Raw genomic sequence first — 26,687 nt, forward strand, 5'->3', positions numbered from 1 at the left:
GCTTCCACCCACGGACACGACAGAAGCGCCCCAAATGATCATGTTTGGTGGGTTTTCCCGCCCATCACCATGGCTCCAGACATGTCGACGCACGAGAAGTCCTGGGTGAAGTGCGGTATCCGCGCCACCCAACACCGCACACGGGAATCCAACGCCCGGACGCGGGTATGGTCGGGACATGGTGGGTGCCATGTGGGGGCCGGCCACGGCGCCGTCGCTCCCGGCCAGTTCCGACTGCGAAGCCTTCACCGGCGGCTTCTGGGGTCAGCCGGTCAATTCGGTGACCAGCCTCGCTTTCGTCGCCGTTGGCGCCGCCATTCTGGTCGCATACCGATCAGGTGGTCGCGGGGTCGCGACATACGCGCTCCTGACGGCCGCGACCGGCGCCGGCTCATTCATCTTTCACGGACCGGCACCGCAGTGGTCGGAATTGGTTCACGACGCGCCGCTGGTGGCGTTGCTTGCTTATGTTGCGACCGATGCGGCCGCGGATGTGCTGGGTCGACGGCTGTCGGCGCTATGGTGGCTGCTCCCGACGGCGGCGACCGTACTTCTGACCGGATTCGCCGGACCCGGCGGCACCGTCGCACAGGTGCTCGTGGGGGCCGCGGCCGGGGCTGCCGTACTGCTCCGGTTCTGGCGGAGGAGTACGACGCGCCGCACCATCCTGATCGCAGGCGTCGTCCTGGGGGCGGGCGCGTTGATCGGCGCGCTGTCGCGCACCGGCGGACCATGGTGCGACCCGGACAGCCTGATCCAGGGCCACGGGATCTGGCACCTTTTCGCCGCCGCCGGATTGTGGTTCCTGACTCCGATCGTCGGCCGGATCCACGTCGCGGCTCACCTCAACCCTGCCCGGTGATGAATGTGCCGGTCAGGAGATCCGCGGCGACCTCCGCGGTGATCCTGGCCGCGCCATGGGTCAGGATGTAGTGCTCGCCGAGAACACTCTCGGAGGTCCCGGTGTCGTGATCGACGACGATCACATCCGGGCGCAGCGCCCGGACGGTGTGCACCAGCCGTTCCTGCCATTGCCGGCGCCGGCTGGCGCGGACGCTGAGGACGACCGGCCGGTCCGGCAAGCCGGCCAGTACTCGCTCCACATCTTGTCCGGCCTCTCGCAATCGAACGACGACGGTCCCGGGCATTCGGGACGCGACAGGAGCACCGACGCCCCAGGGCACATCGCCGGTGGCTGGGGAGGGCTCGTCGTGGAGTTCGAGGATCACCGGAGCGGCGTCGAGCTTCACCCGACCGTGCGGCGTCACGATGCGGCGCGCGACGTCGGCCGCGGCAGTGGCCGTGTCGCCCGGCGTGGCAGGCGGCACCAGGAGCGAGCTCGGTTTCCGGCACCACCGACGCAGATCCTCGATCCGGGAACTGGCCTCGGCGAGGCGCTGCGCTGGTAGCCGGCCGGCGCGGACGGCCTCGACCAAGGCACCGGCCATGCTCTCCACCAGCTCCGGGTCGGTGGAGTCTCCGCCGACGCAGAGGGCGTCCACCCCTGCCAGCAGCGCCTGCACACCGGCCTCGGCATGCCCGACTCCTCGGCTGATGGCGTGCATGTCGAGCCCGTCGGTCATCACGATGCCGCTGAAACCCAGCTCTTGGCGGAGCAGCCCGGTGACAGCCGCTGAAGACAGGGTGGCCGGCGAATGCCGGTCGATCGACGGTACGACGACGTGGGCCGTCATGACGATCTTCACGTCGGCCTTGATCGCGGCCCGGAATGGTGGCAGGTCCAGCCGGTGCAGTTCATCGAGCGGCTGGTCCAGTACCGGTACCGTGAAATGGCTGTCGTCCCGGGTGCCACCGTGCCCGGGAAAGTGTTTGGCCGCCGCGGCGACGCCGACGCCCTGCTGGCCTGCGACGAACGCCGCCACATGGCGCGAGACGAGGTCGGGGCACGACCCGAAGGCGCGTACACCGATCACCGGGTTGTGGGTCTGGGTGTCGACGTCAGCCACAGGGGCGAAGTTGAGGTCGATGCCGCAACCGCGCAGCCTGATACCGAGTTCGACACCGACCCGTTCGGTCCGGACCGGATCATCGAGCGCTCCGAGAGCCGCGTTACCCGGTAAGGATGAACCTCGCGCGGTATCGAGGCGGGTGAGATCGCCGCCTTCTTCGTCGACTCCGACGAGGAGGTGGGGCCCGGCGTCGCGGAGCGCGCTGGTCAGCTCCGCGACGCCGGAGTCACCGCGGGCCGGGTCCACGTTGCGACCGAACAGGACTACCCCTCCGAGCCCTGCCGCGGCCAGTCGGCCGACCCACGACGGCGGCGTGGCAGTTCCGTCGAATCCGGCGAAGATCGTGGTCAGAGCCATGCGTCGGAGCTGCTCCGGACCGTAGTCGACGATCGTCAATGAGATCAGCCCTTCACTGCGCCGGTGACCAAGCCCGACGTCATCCGATGCTGCACGAATAGGAAGAAGATGATCACCGGCACGGCGATCAGCACCGAGCCGGCCATGATGCCGGCCCAGTCGCTGGCCCGGTTGGCATCGGCAAAGGTGCGCAGCCACAAGGGCAACGTCATGCTGTCGGGCCGGTTCATGATCACCAAGGCGAGGGTGAACTCATTCCACGCCTGAAGGAACGCGTACACGCCGCTTGCGACGAGCCCAGGCGCGAGCAGTGGCAGCGTGATCCGGAAGAAGGCCTGGCTGCGGCTGCAGCCGTCCACCTGAGCCGCTTCTTCGAGATCCCGGGGGACTCCGGCGACGAAGCCTCTCAGCATCCAGATCGTGAACGGCACGACCGCCGCGACATAGAGCAACGACAGGCCGACCACGCTGTTCAGCAAGTGCCAGCCCTCGAGCATCTTGAAGTGGGAGATGAACAGCCCTTCGGCGGGGATCATCTGGATGATCAACACCGCCAGAATGAAGCTCTTGCGGCCGCGGAACCGGAACCGGGAGAGCGCGAGTGCTGCGAGGAAGGCGAAAAGCAGCGCCGCCGCCACGGTGATGAGCGTGACGGCCATGCTCATCCGCAACGAGCTGAGGAAGTTGCTGTCGAACACCCGGTTATAGGCGTCCAAGCTGCCGCCGATGGGGAAGAACGTGGGTTCGGTGCTGCGGATGCGGTTGTACGGCAGGAAGGAACTGTTGAGCATCCAGTAGACCGGGAACGCCCAGACCAGCGCGATCAGCACGGCCACGATTCCGAGGACTCGCCGGCGGATCCGCGCGGGAGAGCGTCGCGATGCGGACCGTGGGGCGACCGCGGGCTCGCGCGTGCTCGACGGCTTCGGCATGGAGGATGTCGTGGCGCTCATCAGTCCTCCTCGCGGAGCAGAATGCGGACGTAGTAGAGGCTGAGGGTGACAGTCAGCAGCAACATGAACCACGACGCGGCCGCCGCAAGGCCGAATTGCCCTTCGCCGATGCCGAGCCGGTAGATGTAGGTGCCGATGAGGTTGGTATCTCGGGTGATCCCGCCGACGTCCTGGAGGACGAATATCTGGGTGAAGACCTTCAGATCCCAGATGATCTGCAGAAGCCCGACGATGAGCAGAACCGGCTTGATCAACGGGACAGTGATCATCTGGAATCGCTGCCGTTCCGAGGCTCCGTCGATGGAGGCGGCCTCGTGCAGCTCACCCGGCACCTGGGTCAGCCCGGCGTAGACGGCGAAGGTCACGAAGGGCACGCTCATCCACGTCACGACGATGCCCGCGACAACGAAGAAGGAGAGCGGATTGAGCAGCCAGGACTGGCCGGCGAACTGGTCGAAGCCGAGATTGACCAGCAGCCAGTTGACGATGCCGTACTGAGAGTCGAAGATCCACTGCCATACGGTCAGCGATGCCAGGTGCGGCATGGCCCAGGCCAGTAGGAGCGCGATCTGCAAGATCAGCCGGGGGCCGGTGCTGATGACGGTCATGAGCACCGCGAGGGCGGTGGCGATGATCATCGTGGTGGCCGCGACCGTGAGGCAGAAGGCGATCGACTTGGCGATCACCGACCACAGATAGGAGTCGGTGAACAGCTGGATGTAGTTGTCGAATCCGACCCACTCCGGTGGCTGCCCGAACTGCTGTGCCAGGCCGTATTCCTGGAACGACATGACCGCTTGGCGGGTCAGTGGATAGCCAAGGGCGGCGATCAGGATGCCGATCGCCGGAATGAGTAGAACGTAGGGGAGTACCTGACCGCGCCGCCTACGCGGCGGCCGGACATGCCCCGGTACCGGAGGCGGCGGGGTGGCCTGCTTCGCGACAGCGGATGTGCTTGCCGGGCGAGTCACCCTGCCACCTCCAGACACACGTCGTGAACCATGTGATAGATCAGTGAGCCAGATCAGTTGAGCTGGCCGGTGATGGCTGCGTCGGCATCATGGGCGAGTTGCTCGATGTCGCCGCCGCCTGCGATGGAGACGAAGAGATCCTCGAGGATTCGCGCGCCTTCGACCGTCGCCCAGTTGGCGGCCGCGGGCGTGAGCTTGGCGTTGCTGACCGCTTCGACGGTGGCCACGGCGTACTCGTCGTCGCCGAGGCCGCTGGCGAGTGACACCTTCGCCGGTGTGAGGCCGTTCTCGGCGTACTGGCTCTGGAATTCGTCACTGAGGATGAGGCTGACCAGGTTGCGCGCGAGTTCCTGGTTCGCGGAGTTGGCGGCGACGGCGATGTTGGAGCCGCCCAGCAGGACAGGAGCGGGTTCGCCGTCCGATCCGGGCAGGGCGAATACGCCCACGTTCTCCATCATCTCCGGGCAACCGATCTCTTCGTTGTCGATACTCCAGCGCACCCAGCCCGGACGGAGCATCATGCCGATTTCACCAGCGCAGAAGGGGACCTCGGGCTCGGCCTCGTTACCATCGGCGGGAGCTCCTGACGCCTCCTCGAACAAGGTCTGGACCAGTTCGAGCCCGGCCTGCGACTCCGGAGTCGACAGCGCACCGACCCACTGGCCGTCCTCCTCGACGGCGAATTCCCCGCCGGCGTCCCACAGGAACGCCGCGCCGTCTCGCCAGTCCTGGCCGGGCAACCAGAAGCCGGAGAAGTTGGCGACGTCGGAGTTGTCTTCCTTGAGCGTGATCGCGGCGTCGACGAACTCGTCCATGGTGGTCGGGACGTCGAGGCCGGACTCGGCGAAGAGGTCCGTGCGATAGAACACGTATGCCGAGCCGGCGTACAGCGGCACCGCATACGTGTTTCCGTCGACGCTGCCGGCCTCGACGAAGCCGTCCAGGAGATCATCGCCGCCCAGGTCGGGCAGCATGTCGGTGATATCGCTGAATGCTCCCACGGTGGTGAATGTCGACGCCTGCGTGTTGCCGATCTCGACGACGTCGGGAGTCTCGGATGTGCTGCCCAGCGAGGTGGTGAGCCGGTCGATCAGGCCCTCCCACTGCTGCTCCTCGATAGCGAGGGTGGAGCCGGGATTCTGCTCTTCGAAGGCCTCGACGAGCCATTCACGCATCGAGTCCGGAGTGTCGGGGCCGTTGAGCCAAAGCCGGATCTCGGCGGCCTCGGGACCGTCCGGTTCTGCGTCGGATGCGGCGGGTTCGGTGTTCTCGGCGGTAGGTTCACCGTCCTCGCCGTTGCCGTCGTCGCTGCCGCAAGCGGCCAGCACGAGGGCGATAGCGGCCACCCCGGCGCCCAGGACGCGGGTTCTCCTCATGGTGTTTCCTCCCCTTGACGCGGGCATGGAACTGATGACTGGAAGGAGTCTTATCAGTAGTCGTACCTACTGTAAGGTTTATTTCCAATAATGCGCGTCACGGTTCAGTAACGGGTTGGAGTGAGCTGTGTCAGGGGGAGTTGCCGGCCTGGGCCCGGGTGCCGGTGGGCGCTAGCTGGTCGAGTCGAACAGCGTCTGGCGGGCGTGGTCGACGGCGGTCAGCACTGCCCCACGAAGGACAGGTGCCTCGCCGATCTGGGTGGGGACCACAGACGGGTGTACCGGCGCGATGCTGCGCACTGCTTCTGCGACCATCTGGCAGAGGATCTCGCCGCCGGCAGCGCCGACCTCGCCGGCAACAACCACCAATGCGGGGTCGACGACGGCGCAGACCGCGGCCATGCCCAAGGCAAGGCGGTCGGCGAAGGTGCGAAGGAACTCCTCGGCAGGGGCGCCGGCCGCGAGCGCGGCCCGGACCGCTTCGGCCGGGCTGCCGGCGGCGATGCCGTGTTCGCGGGCCAATTCAGCTACCGCCCCGGCGCCGACGAGCGCCTGGAAAGCGCCTTGGGCCGGGCGGTCGACCCGGGCCGGCGACGGCACGCCTGGCATGGGGAGGTAGCCGACCTCTCCAGCGGCTCCGGTGGCGCCGCGATGGAGGTGACCACTCAGGATCACCGCGAGCCCGACGCCCCGGCCGACCCACAGCAGCACCATGTTGTCGACATCGCGCCCGGCGCCTTCGGCGCGTTCGGCGGTAGCCGCGAGGTTCACGTCGTTCTCGAAGGTGACATCGCAGCCCAGATCGGCGGCAAGGGTCTGGCGCAGGCCGGCGTGCCAGCCGGGAAGATCGAAGGAGAGCTGGATGTCGCCGCTGACTGGATCGACGACGCCGGGCATGCCGATGACGACGTCGTCCACGGTGGAGACGTCCACCTTCCCCGTGCTGGCGGCATCGACGGCGACATCATGGATGAGCTGTTTCGGATCGGCCGTGTCGGATATGGAGCGCTCGGTGCGGGCGATCACCGTGCCGGTGATGTCCGCCAGCGCCGCTCGCACGCGGTCGGGGTTGAGCTCGATGCCGATGCTGTGCGAGCAGTTGGGCCGGATGGCGTAGAGCTCGGCATTGGGCCCGCGGCCGGCGGACTGCGTGCCAATCACCTCAACGAGGTTGCGTTCTTGCAGGCGGGCGAGCAGTTGTGACGCCGTGACCTTGGAAAGGCCGATCTTCTTGCCCAGGCCAACACGCGTGAGGGGACCTTCCTGAAGGAGCAGCTCGAGTGCGCTGCGGTTGTTCAGGGACCGGAGCAGGCTGGGCGTGGCAGGTCGCTGCGACACATCATCTCCCCGTTGGAAATAAACTTTCCAATATTGTCTTTGTCGTCAGGTTACATCGTCTAGATCCCTGACGACTGTTCAAACGAGGTCGTCCGGGGTGAGTTCCGTGCCCGTCGCGAACTCCTCCGAGAATACTGGCTCGCCGAGCGAGTGCCGGACCCTAGCGGTGATGCGATCGACGTCGGTGCGTTCGGCGGGGGGCAGGGGAGCTCCGACCCGCTCACGCAACGTGGTGGATGCGCCCAGCAACCGAGCGGCCCAGGTGTGGTGACCGTCCAGGGAGGCAGCTCCAGCCAGGCCTTCCAGTGCCAGTGCGACGGCCCGGGGGTCGCCGGTGGATCTGGCACCGGCGAGACTCTGCGTGTGATGGATCCGGGCAGCCTCGGCATCGCCGCGGAGCTCGGCCACGAAGCCCAGCTCGGCACGTATGAGGGACGTTCCGTAATGGGCTTCGAGCTGGTGGTTCCACTCGAGCCAGCGAAGGAGGTGCCGCTCGGCGGTGTCGAGGTGGCCTTGCCGCCGGGCACTGAGTGCCAGCCCCAGGCCGGCCATTTCCTCGTTCGGTAGATCGTCGTGCCGCGCGGCCAGGTCGGCTGCTTGCTGGTGCAAGTGGTCAGCCCGGGCGTAATCGCCGAGCAGGAGCGCGATGCGTCCCATGCGAGAGAGCATGCTCGAGTACTCCGACCACATCTCCAGATATTCGGCGATGCCGCGGCCTTCCTCGTAAAGCGCCTGGGCCGCCTCGTAATCGCCGGTGATCTCAGCGTGTGTGCCTAGCACATCGATGGCCTCCAGCCGGCCCCACCCGTCGCCGAGTTGGGTGAAGATCGCCGCAGCCTGCTCGCCGTAGCGTAAGACGGCCGGGAGATCGCCGTGGAAGACGGCCTGGGCGGCCTTGAGCACCAACGAGGCCGCCGTGCCCCAGCGGTGACCGGAGCGTTCGAAGCTGGCGAGGGCTTCGTCGGCGAGTCGCTCGCTGAGTGCGAGGTTGCCGAATCCGTACTCGGCATAGCCGAGCAGCCAGTGCGCGTACGCTCGACCCTCGGGATCACTGGTGTCGTCGAACAGTTTGAGCACGGCATCCGCGGGCTCGCTGCGTTGGCCGCGGTCCAGCGCGTTCAGGCCGGCGTACCAGCTGCGGGCCCGCGCGGTTAATGCTGCCGAGGCGGTTGCGTCCATGTCGAGGACCCGCCCCAGCGTCCGGATGGCTTCGCGTCTGCGTCCCCGCAGATACCACCCCCATGCCAGCGCGTTCACCAGCCTGAGCGCGTCGTCGACGGCGTTCTCGGTGATGGCTGTGTCGATGGCCAGGCGTAGGTTGGCTGTCTCCAGGGTGAGCCGGCGCAGCCACCGGCACTGTTCGTTGTCGCGCAGGTGCGCCTCGGCATGTTCGGCGAGCTCCAGGTAATACCGACGTTGCCGGCCGGCGGCGGCCATCGCCTCGCCCGCTTCGGCCAGGCGTTCCTGGCAATAGGTCGCGACCGACTCCAGCAGCCCGTACCTCGTCTCGGAGTCGTGCTGAGTAGCGACCACCAAAGACTGGTCGACCAGCCGGGCCAGTGCCGGGGCGACCTCCTGTATGGGCACGACGGTGTCGGCGCAGACGGCCTCCGCTGAAGCCAGCGTCGCGCCGCCGGAATGTGCGGCCAGCCGGCGCAGCACCGTGCGTTCGGTGGGCTCCAAGAGCTCCCAGCTCCAGTCGATCATGGCCCGGAGGGTGCGCTGACGTGCGGGAACGCCTCGCTTTCCGGCCGTCAGCAACTGGAATCGGTCGTCCATGCGGGCTGCGAGCTCGGAGACTCCGAGACCGGGAACTCGACTGGCCGCGAGTTCTATGGCCAGTGGTATGCCGTCGAGCCGGCGGCAGATAGCGGCGGCCTCGGCGGCGTTTTCGGCGGTGAGCGCAAAGCCGGGCGCGGCAGCCGCCGCACGGGCGACGAACAACTGCATCGCACTGAACGACTCTAGGATCTCTGGATCGGTGGCTGCCGCGGCAGGAAGCTCCAGGGGCGGCACTCGCTGGACGTGTTCCCCGGCGACGCCGAGAGGTTCCCGGCTCGTGGTGAGGATACGCAGCCCGGGGGCACTGCCGAGGAGACGTCCGGCGAGCTCAGCCACGGGTTCGATGAGGTGCTCGCAATTGTCCAGCACCAGTACGGCGTCGCGGCCGTGAAGTGAGCGAGCTAGTCGATCCAGGGTGCTCGCGCCCGGGAGGGTCGCGCTCGCGGCGTTCCCGGAGTCGTCCCGGATGCCGAGTGTGGATGCGATCAGGTCGGCGATGTCGGCAACGGTGTCGTGGCCAGCTCGGGCGGCCGGCCTGGGGACGGCGGCGAGCTCAGCGAACCAGATACCGCCAGACGCGACGGAGGAGCCGATGCCGGGCCCGGCCAGCCGGGCAGCCACGGCCAGCGCGAGCCGGGTTTTGCCGACGCCGCCCGGTCCGGTCAGCGTGATCAGCCGGCGGCCCCGGAGCAGGTCGTGGATCTCATCGATGGCTTGGGCACGGCCCACGATGGTGGTCAACGGAGCCGGCACGCTGTTTTGGGATAGTTCGGGCGCCTGCGGCACACCTGGGGCAGGAGCTGCTGACTCGCTCGCCGGAGCGGATACGGGTGACCCTGTGGTGCCCGCGCCGGGCGTGAGGGCAGGGTCTTGTCGGAGGATCGATTGCTGGAGCGCAACCAGCTCAGCGCCTGGATCCAGGCCGAGCTCGTCGGCGAGACGTTCACGTAGGTTGTGGTAGCTGGCCAGCGCTTCGCTGGGGCGGCCGCCACCGTACAGCGCCCGGATGTGGGCCGCCCGAAGCCGCTCGCGAAGCGGGTGCAACGCCACGAGGTCGGCGAGTTCGACGGCCAGCTGGGCATGCTCACCGAGCTCGAGGCGGGCCTCGGCCTGTTCTTCCAGCGCGACCAGGCGGTCCTCCTCGAGGCGCGTGATGGCGGCCTGAGCGAACGGTTCGTCGCGGAAGTCGGCGAGCGCGGCACCCCGCCAGAGCGACAGCGCCGCGGCAAGACCCTCCGCGCGATCCTGGGGCTCGCGGGCTTCCCGGGCCCGCGCTGTCAGGGTGTGGAAGCGGTGCGCGTCCAGGGCGTCGGGCTGCACTTTCAGAACATAGCCGGCCGGTTGATGTACGAGCACACGGCGGCCGTCCGGTGCCGCTGATTCGAGCACTCTGCGCAACTGCGAGACCTTGGTCTGCAGCGTGTTGATGGCCCGGGCCGGAGGCGCGGCACCCCACAGGTGGTCGATCAGGCGGTCGGCGGAAACGGGCTGGCCGAGGTTGACCAGCAGGCTGGCCAGGAGGGCACGCACCTTTGCTTCGGGTACGGCGACTGGCTCACCCTCCGCCGTCCACACCGCGAGTGGCCCGAGAACGCTGAACCGCATTCGCCCACGTTAACCCAGCGCACCGACAGCAACGGGCCACGTCGTGCGTAGACCCCCAGCGAAACCCCAGCCGTTCGTGAGCGCCACCGCGCATGGTCGATAACACGTCGAACGCACTGGGCACCAGCCATGGAGAAGACATCATGAACTCACTGCCGAAAGCCCCCGTCACCGTCCTCGGCCTCGGACCGATGGGCAGCGCCCTGGCCAGTACATTGGTCGAGAATGGGCACCCCACGACGGTCTGGAACCGGACCGCCAGCAAGGCCGAGCCTCTCGTGGCCATGGGCGCCACCGCAGCCGCCACCGTCGACGAGGCGGTGCACGCAAGCCCCCTGGTGATCGTTAACGTCATCGATTACGACGCCGTCGACGCCATTCTCGGCCCGGTGGCCCATGAGTTGACTGGCATGACGGTGGTCAATCTCACGAACGATTCGCCGGACCGGGCTCGCGCGATGGCGCGGTGGGCCAACGATCATGGGTTCGACTACCTCGACGGCTCGATCATGACGCCCACCGAATCGATCGGACGCCCGGAGGCCGTCTTCCTCTACAGCGGCTCGGAAGAGCTGTACGAGAAGCATCGGGACACGTTGTCCACTCTCGGTGGCACGGCGTCCTATCTGGGGAGTGACCCTGGACGAGCGGCGAGCTTCGACGTCGCGCTGCTCGACATCTTCTGGACCGGCATGACGGGAGTGGCGCACTCTTTCGCGCTGGCCCGGGCGGAAGGGATCACGCCGACCGAATTCCTGCCCTTCGCTCAGGGAATCGTCGAACTGGTGCGCGACATAGCCCCAGAGATCGCCAAACACGCCGAACTCGGCGAATATCCGGGCGACGACTCGAACCTCATTTCCACAGCGGCCGGATTGACGCACATCATCCACGCCGCGCAAGCGCGCAACGTCGACGCCAGCGTCCTGCGAAGCGTCGTAGGGCTCGTCGATCAGGTCATCCAGGCAGGTCACGGTGGAGACAGCTTCTCGCGGATGGTCGAAGCTTTCAGCCGCTGAGAGTCAACACGAAAGGAAGAACAAATGAAAGAAACGACGAAGAAACCGGTGACCGTGCTGGGACTGGGCGATATGGGCGCGGCATTGGCGAACGCACTGCTGGAGAACGGCCACCCCGTCACGGTGTGGAATCGCTCGCAGGCCAAGGCGGATCCGCTCGTGGCCAAGGGCGCGGCGCGAGGCTCCACCGTGGCCGACGCGATCAGCGCCAGTCCGCTGGTGCTTGTCTGCCTGCTCGACCACGCCAGCGTGCACGCCGTGCTCGACCCAGCCGCTGACGGACTGGCTGGCCGGGTTCTGGTCAATGTCACCTCCGGGAGCCCGGACGAGGCCCGCGAGCTGGCCGGGTGGGCGGCCGGCCAGAACGTCAAGGGGTTCCTCGATGGGGGCATCATGGCGATTCCGTCCATGATCGGCGGACCGGGCGCTCTGGTCCTCTACAGCGGATCCCGGGCGGCCTTCGAGGCCCACGAAGAGACTCTGGGCGCGATGGGCGCTGCGACGTTCGTCGGTGACGACGCCGGACTCGCGCCGCTGCTGGATCTGGCCATGCTGGCCGGGATGTACGGCATGTTCGGTGGCTTCCTGCAGGCGATGGCCTTCATCGGGACAGAACGGGTCGAACCCGAGGAGTTCACGACCTCGTTGCTGATTCCGTGGCTCCAGGCGATGACCGGCGCGTTGCCGGAGATGGCTCGGCAAATCGCCGCTGGTGACTACTCGTCCACGGGTTCGAGCCTGGCTATGCAGACATCGGGCGTGGGTTTCGTCGCGTTCAGCGAGTCCCTCGGGGTCAGCGGCGAGCTCATGGCTCCGCTGGAGCGGCTGATGAAACAGCGGGTCGCCGACGGCCACGGTGACGACGATCTGTCCAGCGTCGTCGAGCTGATCGCCAAGCCGTCGGACCGATGACGGCGGACGGCGGCAGGCCACGGCACCACCGACCTGATCGACCAACTCATGAGGAGGACCACATGAATAGCCCGACGGCTGCCAGTAGGAGCCAGACAGTTGCCAACCGGACGTACGCCGACCTCAGTTATGCCGGTCCGATGCGGGTGGGTGTCATGGTGATGGCCGACGCGCCGATGCCGCAGCTCATGGATCGGATCAGCAGGACCGAGGAGCTCGGCTTCGACCAGCTATTCCTGGCCGACCACCTGGCCCACCCGTTCGCGCCGGGCACCACCTGGTTCGACTACGGCAGCCTGCTGGGCGCCGCGGCCATGCGCACCGAGCGGATCCGGATCGGCACGATGGTGAGCAACCCGATCCTGCGGCCACCGGCGCTGCTGGCACGGGAGGCCGTCACTGTGGATCACCTCTCCGGTGGCCGGCTGGAGTTGGGCATCGGCGCAGGCATTATCGAACTAGATCACCACGCCACGGGCACCGAGCCGTGGACGGTCGGGGAGCGCGTCGGGCGTTTCGTGGAGTACGCCCAGATTGTCGATGAGTTGTTGCGTGCGGATGGTGACGTGTACGACTTCCACGGCAAGTGGCTCCGGGTGAGCGGCCTGCCGACGAATCCCGGACCGATGCAGCGCCCCCGGCCGCCGATCATCGTCGGCGGGCAGGCGCCCACCATCTTGCGGGTCGCGGCTGAGCGCGCGGACATCTGGAACACGATCGGCCGGATGGACGCGACGGTCGCGGAGAACATCGAGCTGACCCGGGAGCAGAACCGAAGGCTCGACGAGCTCACCGAAGAGATCGGGCGCGATCCGAAATCGTTGCGCCGCTCCGTCGCGATCGACCCGTTCACGGCCCCCGAAGGTTTCGAGGAGCAGGTGGAGCGCTTCGCGGCGGTCGGCTTCGACGAGTTCTTCTTCACCTGGCCCGACGACGCGCACGTGGGCGAGCTCGAACGCATCGCGAAGACCTTGCCGGCCCTGCGCGACTAAGCAAGGCGCGATGACCGCCAGCACCGGTGATCGTCAGTACGTTGTGGTCGTGATCCCGCGACCACAACGTACTGACGATCACCTCATAGGGACCACAGCGTACTGACGATCACCGGGCGAGGAGAGACTCCACGAGCCGGAATCGAAGCCCCTGGATCACTGGCGGCGGCGGGGCTGAACCCTGCGGGTCTGCAACGTGCTGCGGGTCTTGTCGAGGGCGGCGAGCGTCTCCTCGTAGCGGCGATGTGCCACGCCGACGAACAGGCAGTCGACCACCGCGAGCTGGGCGATGCGGCTGGCCATCGCCCCGGAGCGGAATGTGGTCTCCCGCGCGGCCGTCATGAGGACGTAGTCGGCGTGCCCGCCCAGCGGAGATCGGGGGACGTTGGTGACGGCGATGGTGGTGGCACCGTTCTGTTTGGCGACGTGCAGCATGTCGACTGTGTCCGCCGTGGTTCCGGCATGCGAGATGGCGACGGCGACGTCCTCGGTGGTGAGCAACGATGCGGAAGTGAGCGCGACGTGGGGGTCGGACACACCGGAGGCGAACAGCCCGATGCGGCGCAGCTTCTGATGCAAGTCTTCAGCGACGACGCCCGAGGCTCCGGCGCCGTAGATGTCGATCTTGCGTGCGGTGGTCACGGCGTCCACAGCCAGCTCGAGGGTGTTCAGATCGAGTGCGGCGACGGTGTCTTCGATCGCTTGGGCATCGTTGGCGGTGATCTTGGCCACGATGGTCCGGAGGTCGTCCGTGGCGTTGATAGTGCCGTCGATCGGGCCGTGATGTGAGGTCGCTTCCTGAAGCGTCACATCACGCGTCAGGGCCATCCGTAGATCCGGGTAGCCCCGGAAGCCCACGGCCCGGCAGAATCGGAGCACCGTCGCCTCGGACGTCATGCATTGTTCAGCGAGTTTACTGATCGAACTCTCGGAAACGCCGGCAGGATCTTCGATGACGGCCGCTGCCACGCGTTGCTCGGCCGGGCGCAAGGTGGGCAGCGCGGCGCGGATGTGCACAAGCGCGTTATGTGGAGACGGCGGCGGTGCCGTCGTCGGCGTGTGGGTGGTCATGTCCGGCCTGCCTCCGTCAGTGTCAGATCGGCCACTTGCTGCCGGATCGTGGAGATCTCCGACCATTCCCGAGACGGATGGACTCGGTTGGTGAGGAGGATCGTCACCGTTCCCAGGCTGGGGGTCACCACAAGCGAGGTGCCGGTGAAGCCAGTGTGCCCGATCGCGCCGTGCGCGGCCAGGCTTCCCATGAACGACCTGTCGCCGATGCGGGGGCCGAGACCATGCCGGTAGCCCGGCTTGAGCCGCGAGGGCAGCTGGTCGGTGATCATTGCCCGGGCGGTGTCGGGATCTAGTACACGAGCGCCGTCTACCTCACCGCCGAGCCGCAACATCTCGCCGAATCGGGCGAGGTCATGAGCGGTGCTGAAGAGCCCGGCGTTGCCCGCCGTGCCGCCGAGCGCCCAGTTGTTCTCGTCGTGGACCTCGCCGCGGACCATGCCTCGGCCGACATAGGGCTGATACTCGGTGGCGGCGGTGCGGGCGACCAGACCACGATGAGGGCGGTAGCTCGTATCGGCGAGGCCCAGGGGGGTAAGCACCGCATGTTCCACGAGACGGGGCAGGCGGCTGCCGGTGAGCCGTTCGAGGAAAAGTCCAAGGGCGATATATCCGACGCACGAGTACTCGAAGTGGCTGCCCGGGGTGTGTGTGAGTGGGGCTTGCAGAACCGCGGCGACGCGCTGGGCCTGGGTGGGGATCTCCCACAGCCGCCGCACGGCTGGGAGGCCCGACGTGTGCGTGAGCAGGTGCCGCACCGTGATCTCGCCGCGGATGTCGTCGGCCCATTCCGGAAACTGCGACGCCGCGGGCGTGTCGAGGGTGAGCAGGCCCTCGTCGCTGAGTGCGAGCGTGGTCGCCGCGGTGAAGAGTTTGCTCAACGAAGCGATGTCGAAGACCGTGTCCGGCGTCATTGCCTCACGCTCGTCGGGCGACAGCAGTTCTGGTCCGGGCCCGTATCGGACCGCGTCCCCGACGGCTGCTTTCTCGATAAGCTCGCCATTGCGCATCACGAGCGCCACGGCTCCCGGGTAGCGCGGATGGGTGTGTTGCGAAGTGTCTGTGCGGAGGCCGGCCTCGAGTAGCTGCCGCAGTCTGCTCATGGGGGACAGACTACGAGATCCACGATCATCGTGTAGTTTATTGACCCATTCCATCCGCGGTGGGTTGATAATTGACACGCGTGCTGGACCTGCGGCACGAAAGGAACCGATGACAACTCCGTTAGAGCAGCTGATGACCGAGCAGGTGGACGAGCAGTACAACAGCATCGACACCGCCTCGGTGGCGGAGCTGGCCGGGATCATGAACGAGGCGGACGCCACGGTGCCCGCGGCTGTGAATGCCGCGTTAGGACAGATCGTGCCAGCCGTCGAAGGTGTCGTGGCGCGGCTGAAGGCAGGCGGGCGGCTGTTCTACGTCGGCGCTGGAACCGCCGGCCGGCTCGGTGTGCTCGACGCGTCGGAGTGCCCTCCGACATTCAACACCGCGCCCGGCCAGGTTTACGGCATCCTGGCCGGCGGCATGGAAGCGCTCGTCGCCGCCCAGGAAGGCGCCGAGGACGACGAACAGGCCGGTGCCGCTGACGTCATCTCCCACGGCGTCGGGTCTGGTGACGCCGTCGTCGGCATCGCCTCGAGCGGACGGACTCCCTACGTGCTCGGCGCCTTGCGCGCGGCCAGGGATCTCGGTGCGCTGACGATCGCTCTCGCCTGCAATGCCGATAGCGACATCGGCCTGGCCGCGGACCTGCCGATCGAGGTGCTTGTCGGCCCCGAGGTGGTAGCGGGCTCCACCCGCCTGAAAGCCGGCACCGCGCAGAAGATGGTGCTCAACATGATCTCGACCATCTCCATGGTTCAGCTCGGCAAGACCTACGGCAACCTCATGGTGGACATGCGCGCCACCAACGAGAAGCTCAGGGAACGAGCTATCCGGATGGTGCGGCTCGTCACCGACGCCGGGCGCGACGAGGCGCTGGCCGCGCTGCACGCGGCCGACATGGAGGTAAAACCCGCCATCCTGCTGATTCGCAGCGGCGTCGACGTGCCAGAAGCGCGGGCGCGGTTGCAACGCGCCGAAGGCCGGTTGCGCCTCGCCCTCGAGGAGTAGCCATGAGTACCCGGTCCGGCGGAGAGGCAGGGGAACCCCCTCCGCCCGCGTTCCTCGGGCTACGCGCGTCCGACCGCACCCCGTCGAATCCCCCGCACCCGGAACCTCTGACTGTGCTCGGGATGATCTCCGGGACGAGTCATGACGGGATCGATGTCGCGGTGGTCGACTTCACCCTGGACGAGGGCAACGTGCTGCACGGAACCGTCCGGCATACGGCGAGTCCGGCTTACGACGCCGCGCTGCGCGCCCGGTTACGCAGCACACTGCCGCCGGCAGAGATTCGCTACGCCGACGTGTGCGAGCTGGACACGCTCATCGGGCAGGCGTTCGCTGGCGCCGCCGCCAGCGCGGCGGCCGCCGTCGGAGGGGTTGACCTCGGCTGTTCTCATGGGCAGACCGTCTATCACTGGGTGGATCGCAACCGGGCGCTCGGCACGCTGCAGATCGGGCAGCCGGCCTGGATCGCCGACCGGCTCGGCGTCCCGGTGATCTCCGACGTGCGCATCCGCGACATCGTCTCCGGCGGGCAGGGCGCGCCCCTGGTTTCGCTGCTGGACCTGCTTCTCCTGGCCGGGTTGACGGGGCGGGCCGCTGCGTTGAACTTGGGCGGGATATCGAACATCACCGTGCTACAGCAGGCCGGTCGCCACGCGCCGGTCGCCTACGACGTCGGCCCGGCGAACGCCCTGATCGATGCGGCCGTGCTGGCTGCTGATCCAGATGGGCCCGGGTATGACGTAGACGGACGGATCGCCGCCACCGGAACGGTTCGAGGCGATCTGCTCGCGGAGTTGCTGGGGGAGCCGTACTACGCACTCACCGCACCGAAGACTACGGGCAAGGAACTGTTCCACGCCGGTTACCTGGCCGAGGTGTTGTCCCGGCACCCGGGTATCGATGCGACCGGCGCCGATCATGCAGACGTCGTCGCGACGCTCACCGCCCTGACCGCCCGCACCGTGGCCGCCGAGGTCCGCTCGCACAACATCGACACGCTGGTGGTCTCCGGCGGAGGCTGGCTCAACCCGACGCTTCGCGCCATGCTGGCTGCCGAAATGCCGGAGGTGGCGCTCCGATCCTCGGCGGAGCTCGGAGCCCCCGTCGGCGCCAAGGAGGCGATCGCGTTCGCGCTGATCGGGTGGCACACGTGGCACGGACTCCCCGGGAGCGTGCCGTCGTGCACCGGCGCCGGCCGGGCTAGTGTGCTCGGCACCGTGACGCCCGGTGCCGGTCCGCTGCGACTGCCGGCAGCGCTCCAGGCCGCGCCGTCGGCCCTGGTACTCGACGCGGGCAACTGAAGAGCGACAGCGAAGCCACAGCCGCATCACGGGAGGACGTCGACACAGCCCAAGCGGTCACCGGCCATGCCGGCCTCGCCGGGCCCGGTCATGGTGTGCTTCTCGTGGATGACCACGGAGTTGGCCTCCCCGGTACGGGGCGTCCACCCCACGGAGGTCTCGGAGTGGCCATGGCCGGTGCCGTCCGTCGTGAGGTCCAACCAAACCTCGTTCTCGGGGTTGGCGTACTCAGGGTCGGTCGACGGCTGCACAGGATCGAGCACGTCCTGGTAGTGCGGACCAGAGTCGCCCGGATCTGGCCCGCAGGGATTGGTGTGCAGATGCGCTCCGAACTCCCGGTCGGCTTCGACACCATCGAGGGTGAGTGTGAACTCGGTCCCCTCGCCGGCCGGCCCAATCGTCACCTCGGCGTATCCTCCGATGGGGAGGGCGTCGTCGTAAGTGAACGCCTCGGCTGGGCCTGCATCGTTGCTGAAGGTCGCGGTCACTGTGCGCACGTCGTTGATGTCGGCGGTGGCGGGAACATCGGCCGGGGCCGAGTTCGTCGCGTCGTCACCGCCACATCCTGAGACGACGACGGCGCTCAGCACAACTGCCAGGGCACCGGTTCGGGCTCGGCCGCGGCGGCCCGAAGCAGGGCCGGCACCCGATCGGCGAGCGACGCGGAGTAACCGTGGGCCGGTACGAGGCGGGCGGGGAAGAGGCAGGCGGATGAGCGACACAGCGATGCTCCAGAAACGTGACGATCGAGAATCAGCTCGTCACGCTACCGACGCGGCCCGGCTCCCGTCCGAGAAACGCCAACTTTCGGCGCCGCGTGGGCTGCCGCGCCCGTGAGCGGCGCGAGCTTCGTCAGCCGGTCAGCCAACCGCTGTCGGAGAGCGCTTCGCCATTCCTTGATCGAGCAAGCCGCTCACCCATCGCTCAGCAGTTCGAGGCCCTGAGCTGCGATCGCGGCTAGGCGCCGTTCGTCGGCCAGTGCGCCGGGCTCGTCGGTGGCCAATTGCATCACGAAGACGTGCCGGACGCCGTCGGGGTCCTCGAGCAGCCAGGACAACGCATAGACCCCAGGCGCCCCGCCGCCCTTGAAGCCGGCGTAGGGCCAAGCGTCGGGATCGACAGGTACTCCAGGGTTGACCGCCATGATCGCGCGTACGGTGCCTGAGTCGTCGTCGGCGGCCATGTCGTGCAGCGCATGGTGGGCCGCGGCCAGATCGGGGCCGCTGGCGAACCAGCCGACGCCGTAGGGCCAGACAGCCTCGGTGATCCCGCCCGGATCGACGTCGAGCACTCCGCCGGGAAGCTCCTCGAGCATCCTGCGGCGTTCGTCGGTGTCCGCACCCTGCCAGGCGCGCGGCAACTCGGGATCGGACCATCCGAGCTGGAAAAGCTCGCGGGTGGTGATGAACGGTGTGAGGAGCGCCGGTTCGTCGTGTCCCATGTCGGACACCGCGGCTTCCACGGATTCCCGGCCCACCAGATCGATCAGGATGTCGGTGGCGGTGTTGTCGCTGATCGAGATCATCTTCTCGGCGGCCTCGGCGACGCTGACGGAGGTCCCGGGCTCAGCGTCCTGCAACTCGCCCGTGGGAAGGCTGCGGACGTCGTCGGTCACGGTGACGTCGTCGTCCCAGGAGAGATCCCCGCCGAGCACACTTTGCTGGACCGCGCCGAGGACGTACAGCTTGAATATCGATCCAATGGGCCGGGCCTGGGCGCTCTGGTGCTCATGGATCACCTCCCAGGTGCCGTCGTCGTCCCGAACGGCGTAGAGGCCGAAGTCCGCACCAGTGTCGGTCAGCGCTTCATCGAGGTCTTCCCAGCTGCTGATGTCCGGAACCTCGGAGGCCGCTTGTACGAACAACGTGTCGATCAGGCCGTCGTTGTCCAGTTCGACATGCATCTGCCATGAAGATCCGTCCTCGGTGGTCAGATCGATTTGTGCCTGGTGCTCGGTGCCGTCGTAGTCGTCGATCACGAAGGTGCCCAGACTGCGGAGTGAATCGAACGTGTCGGCGACATCCTCGGCCGGCACATGGGCGAGGAAGGTGTCCGAGAAGCGCCCGGCCGCGACGTCCGCATCCGGACCGGATCCGGCCCGCAACTGTTCGAGGACCCACTGAGCCTGTTCGGCTACGGGGGTATCGATGCTCAGCTCTTCCAGATCGGCCGTGCCCGCCTGGGCAGTCTCCGTGGCTGGGGGAGTCGCGCTGGAGTCGTCGGACGGGTCTTGCTCAGTGCAAGCCGTGACGACGAGCAGAGCGCTCACCATGCTGAGGCTGAGGATGGGAAGACGGCGTGGATACACAGGTTCTCCGAAGAGGGTTCTAGTGGTGCCGACGCTGAACGCTGCGCCGACACGACACTAGCCGATGCGCGAGCGGCTGCCGGGCAGGGCACAAGACGGACGGTACTGACAAGCGACCTTGCGAGCCGTGACAAGTTAGTCATGATGTCTTCGGAGCTCGATCGAGCTTTGAAATGCACTGAGGCTGACGGCAAGTCAGTTTGCCAAAACTCTTTACGCGTCGAACTGTCATGTATATAGTCATGCTCATGACCTACCGGATCATCCGGATTAGATAGCTAGGTTCGGTAGGGTTAAATCCGCGAGAGACACTCGGAGGGAGGCGGCTCATGGGACTCTTGGATTCGCTGCTTGACACGATCGGCGACTTGGTCGACGACGTGCTCAATTTGCTACTGAACCTTCTCTAGTTGCCCAGTGGGTCTCCTCCGATGAGATCCTGAAATGCAGGTCGGCGTCGTGTCAGGCCAGCGGTGCGGGGGAACGCAGCGACGACGGGGGCCGGCGAAGACGAACCGAATTGCACGGGGGTATGGTCCGCGTGTGTCAAAGTGGTCAATTGACACACGCGGATCATTTTTGTTCCATCACAATTCAAATGAATTCACACGTGGGACTGCTCGTGCGGCACCGGGTCGTGGGGCAAACTCGTCCGCGTCGCCCGAAGGTATGCGAAGGGCGTACGTAGGCGGAAATTGGCCACTCGGGACGTATAGACGTCTGCGTACCTCTCGACCTGCCGAGCGAACAGACTCTTGTCGTTTCCGGCGCGCATCAGCGGGCCCCAGGTCGAGTTCCCCAGTTCGGCAGCCGCCTTGGCGAGTGGGACGATACGCAGATCCAACTCGCGTAGTTCTTCGAGGATTGATCCGATAGAACGGGTATGTTCCAGCGCGGTGGCATCGCCGTTGTTCTGCGCGCCGTGTTTCGCTTGGGCGAGGCGAGTCTGGGCTACCTCGTCCTCGAGAAGCACCTTGGCGGCCATCAGCTCCCTGAGCTCCTGTTCGTCGCCGACGAATCGGGCGGCGTCGGCGATCTCCGCCTCCAGCTCGCGCATGATCAGCGCCGTTCTCCAACGCAGCACCGACTTCGTCACGTGGACATCGCCGAACAGGTGGTCGCCCGCGTAGAGGATCTGGGCGCCGTCGAGGCCAAGGCTCTGTTCCACGAGCCGGGCGCTGGCTCCGTGGTACACCTGCCCGGCCTCGAGAAGACCCCGGTGCGGGTGCATCAGGCCGCTATCCGGTTCGACGATCCGGAATGCCTGGCCGTCCTCGGCAAAGAACCGCGGCTTCGCGGCGGAAACGACCACGAGGTCGAACAGGTCGCGCCACGAGCCCGAGGGCACGTGCCGGTCGAAGGCGTAGCTCATCATGTCGCGGGTGTACGACCACTCGCTGTTGGTGATGAGCATCAGCGCCTTGCCGGCAAGGCGCTGATCGAGCAGAGTCTGGGCGGTCTCGTGGTCGAGGTCGCAGAACCGGTCCGGATCCGCGGCGATCTCCTTCTTGAGAGTGCCGATGGCATGCGACTGGTCCAGTGCGGACGACACCTGGTGGTAGAGCTCGTCGTAGCCCATCGGACCCGCGATCACCCCGGCATCGAGCCGGTCCACCAGCTGCGCGTAAAGCGCCGCCTCGGAGATGGAGAACATGGTGTTCAGAAACCGGAAACGCCGCTCACCCAGATCCACGAAGACGCCGTTGTAAGTGCGCCGGAGCTCGTCGAAAGACAGCTGCCGGGTACCGTGCTGCGCCTGGATGACGTAGCCGAACCGAGAGGCTTTGACCAGGTTTCCGAGGTCGAGATCGATGACCAGGCCCTGGAGGTAGCGGTCGGCGTCGAACACGACGTCGTCAACGGGGAACCCGCGCTCGCCCAGCAGCCGGACGGCATGCTGGAACGCGGCGCCCTCCCACTCCTCGATCCGGTAGTGGATGAGCGTGTAGTCCATGTCGTAGCCGATAGCTTCGACAGAACGCAGGTTCAGCGTCCGGTTCGCGTAAATTCCGCGTTCCGGGTCGGCGGCAAGTGTCATGTCTTCGTTCTCCCATGGACATGCGTGTCGAGATTCCACGATCGCGCAATGGTGCCTCCCCACCTTCTCATCTATGAGCACGTGTGGGGATGTCAATGGCGAGCACCGCTCGCGACGCGGGCTAGCCGCGGGAACACCGGGCCCGGGCGGCCCACCTGTGCGCCGGTGCCCAGCTGGGTGCGCAGCTGTTGCGCCCCGGCTGGAATGAACGGCGCCGCCTCCGTCGCCAGCACCCTGCAGACCTGGACCAATGTGGCCAGAACCGTGTCGAGCCGCTGGGCGGCGTGGTCGTCACCGGCGTACTCGAGGGCAGCCAGATGCCACGGCCGCTCTGTCTCGACCAGCCGGTTGCCATCGGCGATGACCACGCACAGGGCGTCCGTGGCCGCGCGGATGTTGAAGGTGTCGAGGCACTGGTCAATCGTCCGCGGCAGCTCATCGGCCGATGCCGGCAGCAGGGAATGGGCTTGCGTGGTGCCCAGCCGGCCGGCGCGGAACTTGTGGACGAGGGTCACGGTGCGGTTCACCAGGTTTCCGAGTCCATTGGCGAGGTCGAGATCGTGGCTGGCCACCAGCCGGTGCTCGCTGAAGTCGGTGTCGCCGACCCGCGCGACTCCGTGCGCCAGCCACCAGCGCAGCGCGTCCGAACCGTAGCGGTCAACCAGCTCGACGGGGTCCACAGTGCTGCCGGCGCTCTTCGAGAGCTTGCCGCCGTTGGCGCTCAGGTAGTCGTGGATGAAGATGTCGGAGGGCAGCGGCTCACCGGCGGAGAGCAACAGCGCCAGCCAATACACCGCGTGGAAGCGGACCACGCCCTTGCCGATGACATGGACGCGGCGGGCGGATTCAAGCCACCAATCCCGGTAGGCCGGGCCGTGTTCGCCGGCATCGGTCGCGGAGGCGTAGTCCAGAGCGCTGACGTAGTTGGCCAGCGCATCCCACCACACGTAGATGGTCTGGGCCGGATCGCCGGGGACCGGGATGCCCCATCCACCGGATCGCTCGGCAGGTCTCGAGACGCTGAAGTCGTTCAGCCCGGATCGGATGAACGCCAGTACCTCGTGCCGCCGCTGGACCGGCTCGACGCGTACCCGGCCGGATTCGATGACGTCGAGGAGTTCGCCGGCGTAGCGCGACAACCGGAAGAACCAGTTCTCCTCGACGACACTTTCGGGTTCTCGCTGATGCTCGGCGCATCGCCCGTCCTCGAGTTCGCCAGGGGAGTAGAACTGCTCACAGCCCGTGCAATACAGACCTTCGTAGGAGTGCCGGTAGAAGTCGCCCCTGCGATCGCAGCGTTCCCAGAGCCGCAACACCGCGCGGGCATGGCGTGGGTCGACACTGGTGCGGAGAAAATCGTCGTTGGACAGATTCAGCGGCGAGCGCAGGGCGGCGAATTTCTCGGAGTTCGCTTTCACGAAGGCACCGACCTCGACGCCTGCCTCGCGGGCCGCCGTGACATTCTTCAGCGCGTTGTCGTCGGTGCCCGTCAGAAACCGGACCTGCTGCCCGCGCAGGCGCCGATGACGTGCCAGCACGTCGGCCTGGACCACCTCGAGGGCATGCCCGAGATGCGGGTCCCCGTTGACGTAAGGAATGGCGGTGGTGACGTAGTAGCGTCCGTTGCTCATGGTGTGTCCCTTTCGCCGCTGCCCAGCAGGGCCACACCAAGACTGGGCCCCTGCGTGGCAGGGGCCCGTGGTTTGGAAGTGAGTGGGTTACAACCGCACGCCGAACAGCCCCCTGTGGGGGCGCATCATGAAGAGGCAAGAGGCGCGGCGCAGCATGCCGGCAATGATACGCGGTGCGCGACGTCGAAGATGACAAGAGACGTAGGGCTGACAAGATAGGACTGATGAAACGGATTCTGGTCACGGGTGCCGCCGGGCTGATCGGCCGCACGGTATTGCGGCACTTCACCGAGCTCGATGTGCCGGTCACAGCCTTGGTGCTCGAGGATCCGGGCGACCTGCAGGCCAGCCGTGTGGTCGTCGGTGATGCGGGCGACCGGAGCGTGGTCACCGACGCGTTGAAGGACGTGGACGCGGTGGTGCACCTCGCGGCGATACCGTCACCGAAATTCGGTACCGCGGATCGCGTCTTCAGCGGCAACACCGCGGCGACGTTCACGGTGCTGGACGCGGCGGGGGAGCGCGGCATCCGGCGCATGGTGATCGCCAGCAGCATCAACGCAGTCGGCCTCAAATTCGGTCCGCATCCGGTTCATCCCGCATACCTGCCGTTCGACGAGCACCTGCCGACCGAGGCAGCGGATCCGTACTCGTTGTCCAAGTACGTCGACGAGGCGACAGCTGCGGCGATGGCGCGGCGGCACAACGCAACGGTCGTGGCGTTGCGCTTTCCGATGGTCGCGGGGCTCGGCAACGGCCCTGGAACGGACGACCGGCTGCCTGGTTTTTTGAAGATGATCGCCGCCGACCCTGAACACGGGGCTCCGGATCTTTGGATGTACCTCGAGGTCCGCGATGCGGCTCGTGCGGTTGAAGCTGGCCTGAGGGTGAGCGCTCCTGGTGCTCATGTGGTGACGGTGGCCGCACCCCTGACCTCCGCCCCGTATCCCACCGAACAGTTACTCGATGCATTTCACCCCGGAGTCCCGCGACGGGCACAATTCCCCGGCCGCGAGGTTCCCGCCGATCTCACGGTCGCGCGTGATCTCCTCGGTTTCACCGCGGAGCACGTCGTGGAAATGCCGTGTGTGGACCTGCCCACGGAAATCAGCCGCCATTGACAACGCGGCCAGGATCGTGAGAGCGGCGCATCGGCCACAGCACTCTGTGTGCCTCGCCACACGTGCGGGGTCTTCTACTCCAGAGAAAGCCCGTCTTCGCTCAGGGTGAACATTCGTCCTGGTGGGGCCGTTACTCCCCGGTAGCTGGGTGGTGCGCGGTGCTCCAGGACAACGGGAATTAGCCACATTGCTGAGAAAAGGCCATGCGCCGGCGGCAAAGCAGCGGTGAGGTGGGGTACCCTTGCGCTCCGCAAACGATAGTGACACCAGTGGCATCTATCCGGCATCAGTTCGCGGGAATGGACGCCCGGCGCAGGTGGAGGCCGGATGATCTGCATCACATCGGCGAGCCGATGTGCAGATGGAGTAAGAAATCAGGCACAATCTCGGCGCTGGACCGGGCACAACCGCGACCTCTCGTGCGTTACGAAGGGCACGACGGGAGTGGTGCTGCCTGGTGCCACACCGCAAAGAACACTGACTGCTATGTGCCCAGCGAGGGGGACAGCCCAATGGCAACCGATTACGACGCACCACGCAAGACCGAGGATGAAATATCCGAGGACTCGATTGAAGAACTGAAAAACCGACGGATCGACAAGTCGTCCGGCATCGTCGACGTGGACGAGTCTGAACTCGCCGAGTCGCTCGAGCTACCTGGCGCCGACCTGTCCAACGAGGAACTCGCGGTGCGGGTTCTTCCGCGGCAGGCCGATGAGTTCACCTGTGGACGATGCTTCCTCGTCCACCACCGGAGCCAGTTGGCAAAGGAGGAGGCCGGGCAGCTGGTCTGCCGCGACTGCGCTGCCTAAGTGCTCCCAGCCTCCTCGCGCGCCGCCCCGATGACCGCCTTGAGTTCATCGGGGCGGCGGCTGGACAGCAGCCAGTACGGCGTCGGATCTTGGGCGTCCACGACCTCGATCCGGATCACGGGGGTGATATAGCCGCGGACGATCCAATAGGCAGCGGGACTCAGGTCACGTCCGCGGGCAGCACGGGCGGCGTCGCCGTGGAAGGTCTCGACGCTGCCGACGGCGCTGAGCGGCAACCGGGCAGAGCCGGCGATCAGCGCGCCGGACTCGACCGCGATCCGCGGTCGGCCATACATGACGAGTACGAAGCCGCCCAGCAGGAGCAGTCCGGCTCCGGCCGGAACGGAAACCCGGGGGCCATAGGCATGCTGATAGATCAGCCAGACGGAGAACACCAGGCCCAGCAAGAGCAGCCACCAGCTCAGCGGCGCGAACAGTCGCTCGTGGTAGCGGGTGGATCGGCGGGAACTGTTGCCGGTCTGCCTGTTGTCCATATCGAGCAGGGTGCCACGTCCGGCCGCTTCGGTGCACAGGTAGGGTCTGCGGACGTGAGCGATGTGACAGAATCCCGGGTCGACGTGCTGATCGCACGGCTTGACCAGGACGTTCCCATGCCGTCGTACGCCCATCCCGGCGACGCGGGCGCGGATCTCGTGACCACCGAGGCTGTGACGATCGCCCCGGGCGAACGCGCGCTGGTTGGCACAGGCATCGCGATTGCGCTGCCCACGGGCTACGCTGCTTTTATCCACCCGCGCTCCGGACTCGGGCATCGGCTGGGTGTCAGCATTGTCAATACGCCTGGCACGGTGGACGCTGGTTATCGGGGCGAGGTCAAGGTTCTGCTCGTGAACCATGACCTCCGTGAACCGGCGGTATTCGAGCGTGGTGACCGCATCGCGCAACTCGTGGTCCAGCGGGTCGAGCACGCCACGTTCCACGAAGTGGAACGGCTGCCGGGTTCGGCACGGGGCGATGGTGGGTACGGGTCAACGGGCCGTTGACCTGAAGGGGTCAC

At 66.8% G+C, this 26,687-nt stretch carries 22 protein-coding genes; 9 read left to right on the forward strand and 13 right to left on the reverse strand.

Features of this window, described 5'->3' with window-relative positions; genetic code table 11:
- The first annotated feature begins 178 nt into the window (after positions 1–178).
- Positions 179–862 (forward strand): hypothetical protein, encoded by a 684-nt coding sequence (locus F7O44_RS02485; protein WP_162448589.1) that lies wholly within the window; start codon positions 179–181, stop codon positions 860–862.
- Here the strand turns inward: F7O44_RS02485 and F7O44_RS02490 are convergent.
- From F7O44_RS02490 to F7O44_RS02515, 6 genes are all read right to left on the reverse strand, one after another.
- On the reverse strand, positions 846–2,327 hold the full coding sequence (locus F7O44_RS02490; RefSeq protein WP_162448590.1) for a glycoside hydrolase family 3 protein: 1,482 nt from the start codon (positions 2,325–2,327) through the stop codon (positions 846–848). The genes F7O44_RS02485 and F7O44_RS02490 overlap by 17 nt on opposite strands.
- Before the next feature lie 44 nt (positions 2,328–2,371).
- The gene (locus tag F7O44_RS02495) at positions 2,372–3,280 is read right to left on the reverse strand and encodes a carbohydrate ABC transporter permease (protein ID WP_174255867.1); all 909 of its coding nucleotides are present in this window, start codon (positions 3,278–3,280) and stop codon (positions 2,372–2,374) included.
- Positions 3,280–4,251 (reverse strand): ABC transporter permease subunit, encoded by a 972-nt coding sequence (locus tag F7O44_RS31535; protein ID WP_162448591.1) that lies wholly within the window; start codon positions 4,249–4,251, stop codon positions 3,280–3,282. The genes F7O44_RS02495 and F7O44_RS31535 overlap by 1 nt, the downstream gene beginning before the upstream one ends.
- Positions 4,252–4,304: 53 nt before the next feature.
- Positions 4,305–5,627: an extracellular solute-binding protein gene (locus F7O44_RS02505; RefSeq protein ID WP_162448592.1), complete on the reverse strand. Its 1,323-nt coding sequence runs from the start codon at positions 5,625–5,627 to the stop codon at positions 4,305–4,307.
- A 171-nt stretch (positions 5,628–5,798) separates the two neighbouring features.
- Positions 5,799–6,965: an ROK family protein gene (locus tag F7O44_RS02510; protein WP_162448593.1), complete on the reverse strand. Its 1,167-nt coding sequence runs from the start codon at positions 6,963–6,965 to the stop codon at positions 5,799–5,801.
- Between the two features lie 78 nt (positions 6,966–7,043).
- Positions 7,044–10,352, reverse strand: coding sequence for an AfsR/SARP family transcriptional regulator (locus F7O44_RS02515; protein WP_162448594.1), 3,309 nt, complete (start codon positions 10,350–10,352; stop codon positions 7,044–7,046).
- Positions 10,353–10,495: 143 nt separating this feature from the next.
- Between F7O44_RS02515 and F7O44_RS02520 the strand changes: the two genes are divergently transcribed.
- From F7O44_RS02520 to F7O44_RS02530, 3 genes are all read left to right on the forward strand, one after another.
- Entirely contained in the window at positions 10,496–11,371 is an 876-nt protein-coding gene (locus F7O44_RS02520) for an NAD(P)-dependent oxidoreductase (RefSeq protein WP_162448595.1), read from the forward strand.
- Between the two features lie 24 nt (positions 11,372–11,395).
- Positions 11,396–12,283, forward strand: a complete 888-nt coding sequence (locus tag F7O44_RS02525) for an NAD(P)-dependent oxidoreductase (protein ID WP_162448596.1) — start codon at positions 11,396–11,398, stop codon at positions 12,281–12,283.
- 62 nt (positions 12,284–12,345) lie between these two features.
- Complete coding sequence (locus F7O44_RS02530; protein WP_162448597.1) at positions 12,346–13,275, forward strand: LLM class flavin-dependent oxidoreductase; 930 nt, start codon at positions 12,346–12,348, stop codon at positions 13,273–13,275.
- 156 nt (positions 13,276–13,431) lie between these two features.
- Here the strand turns inward: F7O44_RS02530 and F7O44_RS02535 are convergent, their stop codons facing one another.
- Both F7O44_RS02535 and F7O44_RS02540 read right to left on the reverse strand, forming a co-directional pair.
- Positions 13,432–14,346 carry a MurR/RpiR family transcriptional regulator gene (locus F7O44_RS02535; protein WP_162448598.1) on the reverse strand — a complete coding sequence of 305 codons (915 nt, stop codon included), beginning with the start codon at positions 14,344–14,346 and terminating at the stop codon, positions 13,432–13,434.
- Positions 14,343–15,449 (reverse strand): serine hydrolase domain-containing protein, encoded by a 1,107-nt coding sequence (locus F7O44_RS02540; protein ID WP_162448599.1) that lies wholly within the window; start codon positions 15,447–15,449, stop codon positions 14,343–14,345. The genes F7O44_RS02535 and F7O44_RS02540 overlap by 4 nt, the downstream gene beginning before the upstream one ends.
- 109 nt (positions 15,450–15,558) lie before the next feature.
- Between F7O44_RS02540 and murQ the strand changes: the two genes are divergently transcribed.
- Together murQ and F7O44_RS02550 are read left to right on the forward strand one after the other, a co-directional pair.
- The gene (gene murQ, locus F7O44_RS02545) at positions 15,559–16,458 is read left to right on the forward strand and encodes an N-acetylmuramic acid 6-phosphate etherase (RefSeq protein WP_162448600.1); all 900 of its coding nucleotides are present in this window, start codon (positions 15,559–15,561) and stop codon (positions 16,456–16,458) included.
- A gap of 2 nt (positions 16,459–16,460) precedes the next feature.
- Positions 16,461–17,759: an anhydro-N-acetylmuramic acid kinase gene (locus F7O44_RS02550; protein ID WP_222850972.1), complete on the forward strand. Its 1,299-nt coding sequence runs from the start codon at positions 16,461–16,463 to the stop codon at positions 17,757–17,759.
- Positions 17,760–17,785: 26 nt separating this feature from the next.
- Here F7O44_RS02550 and F7O44_RS02555 read toward each other — a convergent pair whose 3' ends face one another.
- The 4 genes from F7O44_RS02555 to metG all read right to left on the reverse strand — a co-directional run bounded on the left by F7O44_RS02555 (position 17,786) and on the right by metG (position 23,736).
- On the reverse strand, positions 17,786–18,349 hold the full coding sequence (locus F7O44_RS02555; RefSeq protein WP_222850973.1) for a superoxide dismutase family protein: 564 nt from the start codon (positions 18,347–18,349) through the stop codon (positions 17,786–17,788).
- Between the two features lie 323 nt (positions 18,350–18,672).
- Positions 18,673–20,028: a serine hydrolase gene (locus tag F7O44_RS02560; protein ID WP_162448601.1), complete on the reverse strand. Its 1,356-nt coding sequence runs from the start codon at positions 20,026–20,028 to the stop codon at positions 18,673–18,675.
- Positions 20,029–20,671: 643 nt separating this feature from the next.
- Complete coding sequence (locus F7O44_RS02565) at positions 20,672–22,105, reverse strand: HAD-IG family 5'-nucleotidase (protein ID WP_162448602.1); 1,434 nt, start codon at positions 22,103–22,105, stop codon at positions 20,672–20,674.
- 92 nt (positions 22,106–22,197) lie between these two features.
- On the reverse strand, positions 22,198–23,736 hold the full coding sequence (metG, locus tag F7O44_RS02570; protein ID WP_162448603.1) for a methionine--tRNA ligase: 1,539 nt from the start codon (positions 23,734–23,736) through the stop codon (positions 22,198–22,200).
- 224 nt (positions 23,737–23,960) lie between these two features.
- Here metG and F7O44_RS02575 point away from each other — a divergent pair, with 224 nt between their 5' ends.
- Positions 23,961–24,857 (forward strand): NAD-dependent epimerase/dehydratase family protein, encoded by an 897-nt coding sequence (locus tag F7O44_RS02575; RefSeq protein ID WP_162448604.1) that lies wholly within the window; start codon positions 23,961–23,963, stop codon positions 24,855–24,857.
- 512 nt (positions 24,858–25,369) lie between these two features.
- Positions 25,370–25,669, forward strand: a complete 300-nt coding sequence (locus F7O44_RS02580) for a DUF4193 domain-containing protein (protein ID WP_162448605.1) — start codon at positions 25,370–25,372, stop codon at positions 25,667–25,669.
- On the opposite strand, the gene F7O44_RS29955 is transcribed toward F7O44_RS02580, so the two are convergent.
- A complete protein-coding gene (locus F7O44_RS29955) occupies positions 25,666–26,163 on the reverse strand; it encodes a DUF3093 domain-containing protein (protein WP_162448606.1) in 498 nt (165 codons plus the stop codon). The genes F7O44_RS02580 and F7O44_RS29955 overlap by 4 nt on opposite strands.
- A gap of 54 nt (positions 26,164–26,217) precedes the next feature.
- Here F7O44_RS29955 and dut point away from each other — a divergent pair, with 54 nt between their 5' ends.
- On the forward strand, positions 26,218–26,673 hold the full coding sequence (dut, locus tag F7O44_RS29960) for a dUTP diphosphatase (RefSeq protein ID WP_343073800.1): 456 nt from the start codon (positions 26,218–26,220) through the stop codon (positions 26,671–26,673).
- The last annotated feature ends 14 nt before the right edge of the window (positions 26,674–26,687 follow it).

It is taken from the genome of Phytoactinopolyspora mesophila, from assembly GCF_010122465.1.
Lineage (GTDB): Bacteria > Actinomycetota > Actinomycetes > Jiangellales > Jiangellaceae > Phytoactinopolyspora > Phytoactinopolyspora mesophila.

Coding starts and splice junctions, on each gene's coding strand:
- F7O44_RS02550 (WP_222850972.1), top strand. CDS start 16,461: ATGAGTACCCGGTCCGGCGGAGAGGCAGGGGAACCCCCTCCGCCCGCG.
- murQ (WP_162448600.1), top strand. CDS start 15,559: ATGACAACTCCGTTAGAGCAGCTGATGACCGAGCAGGTGGACGAGCAG.
- F7O44_RS02520 (WP_162448595.1), top strand. CDS start 10,496: ATGAACTCACTGCCGAAAGCCCCCGTCACCGTCCTCGGCCTCGGACCG.
- F7O44_RS02485 (WP_162448589.1), top strand. CDS start 179: ATGGTGGGTGCCATGTGGGGGCCGGCCACGGCGCCGTCGCTCCCGGCC.
- F7O44_RS02490 (WP_162448590.1), bottom strand. CDS start 2,327: ATGGCTCTGACCACGATCTTCGCCGGATTCGACGGAACTGCCACGCCG.
- F7O44_RS02535 (WP_162448598.1), bottom strand. CDS start 14,346: ATGACCACCCACACGCCGACGACGGCACCGCCGCCGTCTCCACATAAC.
- F7O44_RS02565 (WP_162448602.1), bottom strand. CDS start 22,105: ATGACACTTGCCGCCGACCCGGAACGCGGAATTTACGCGAACCGGACG.
- F7O44_RS02540 (WP_162448599.1), bottom strand. CDS start 15,449: ATGAGCAGACTGCGGCAGCTACTCGAGGCCGGCCTCCGCACAGACACT.
- F7O44_RS02515 (WP_162448594.1), bottom strand. CDS start 10,352: ATGCGGTTCAGCGTTCTCGGGCCACTCGCGGTGTGGACGGCGGAGGGT.
- F7O44_RS29955 (WP_162448606.1), bottom strand. CDS start 26,163: ATGGACAACAGGCAGACCGGCAACAGTTCCCGCCGATCCACCCGCTAC.
- metG (WP_162448603.1), bottom strand. CDS start 23,736: ATGAGCAACGGACGCTACTACGTCACCACCGCCATTCCTTACGTCAAC.
- F7O44_RS02525 (WP_162448596.1), top strand. CDS start 11,396: ATGAAAGAAACGACGAAGAAACCGGTGACCGTGCTGGGACTGGGCGAT.
- F7O44_RS02580 (WP_162448605.1), top strand. CDS start 25,370: ATGGCAACCGATTACGACGCACCACGCAAGACCGAGGATGAAATATCC.
- F7O44_RS02530 (WP_162448597.1), top strand. CDS start 12,346: ATGAATAGCCCGACGGCTGCCAGTAGGAGCCAGACAGTTGCCAACCGG.
- F7O44_RS02505 (WP_162448592.1), bottom strand. CDS start 5,627: ATGAGGAGAACCCGCGTCCTGGGCGCCGGGGTGGCCGCTATCGCCCTC.
- F7O44_RS02495 (WP_174255867.1), bottom strand. CDS start 3,280: ATGAGCGCCACGACATCCTCCATGCCGAAGCCGTCGAGCACGCGCGAG.
- F7O44_RS02575 (WP_162448604.1), top strand. CDS start 23,961: ATGAAACGGATTCTGGTCACGGGTGCCGCCGGGCTGATCGGCCGCACG.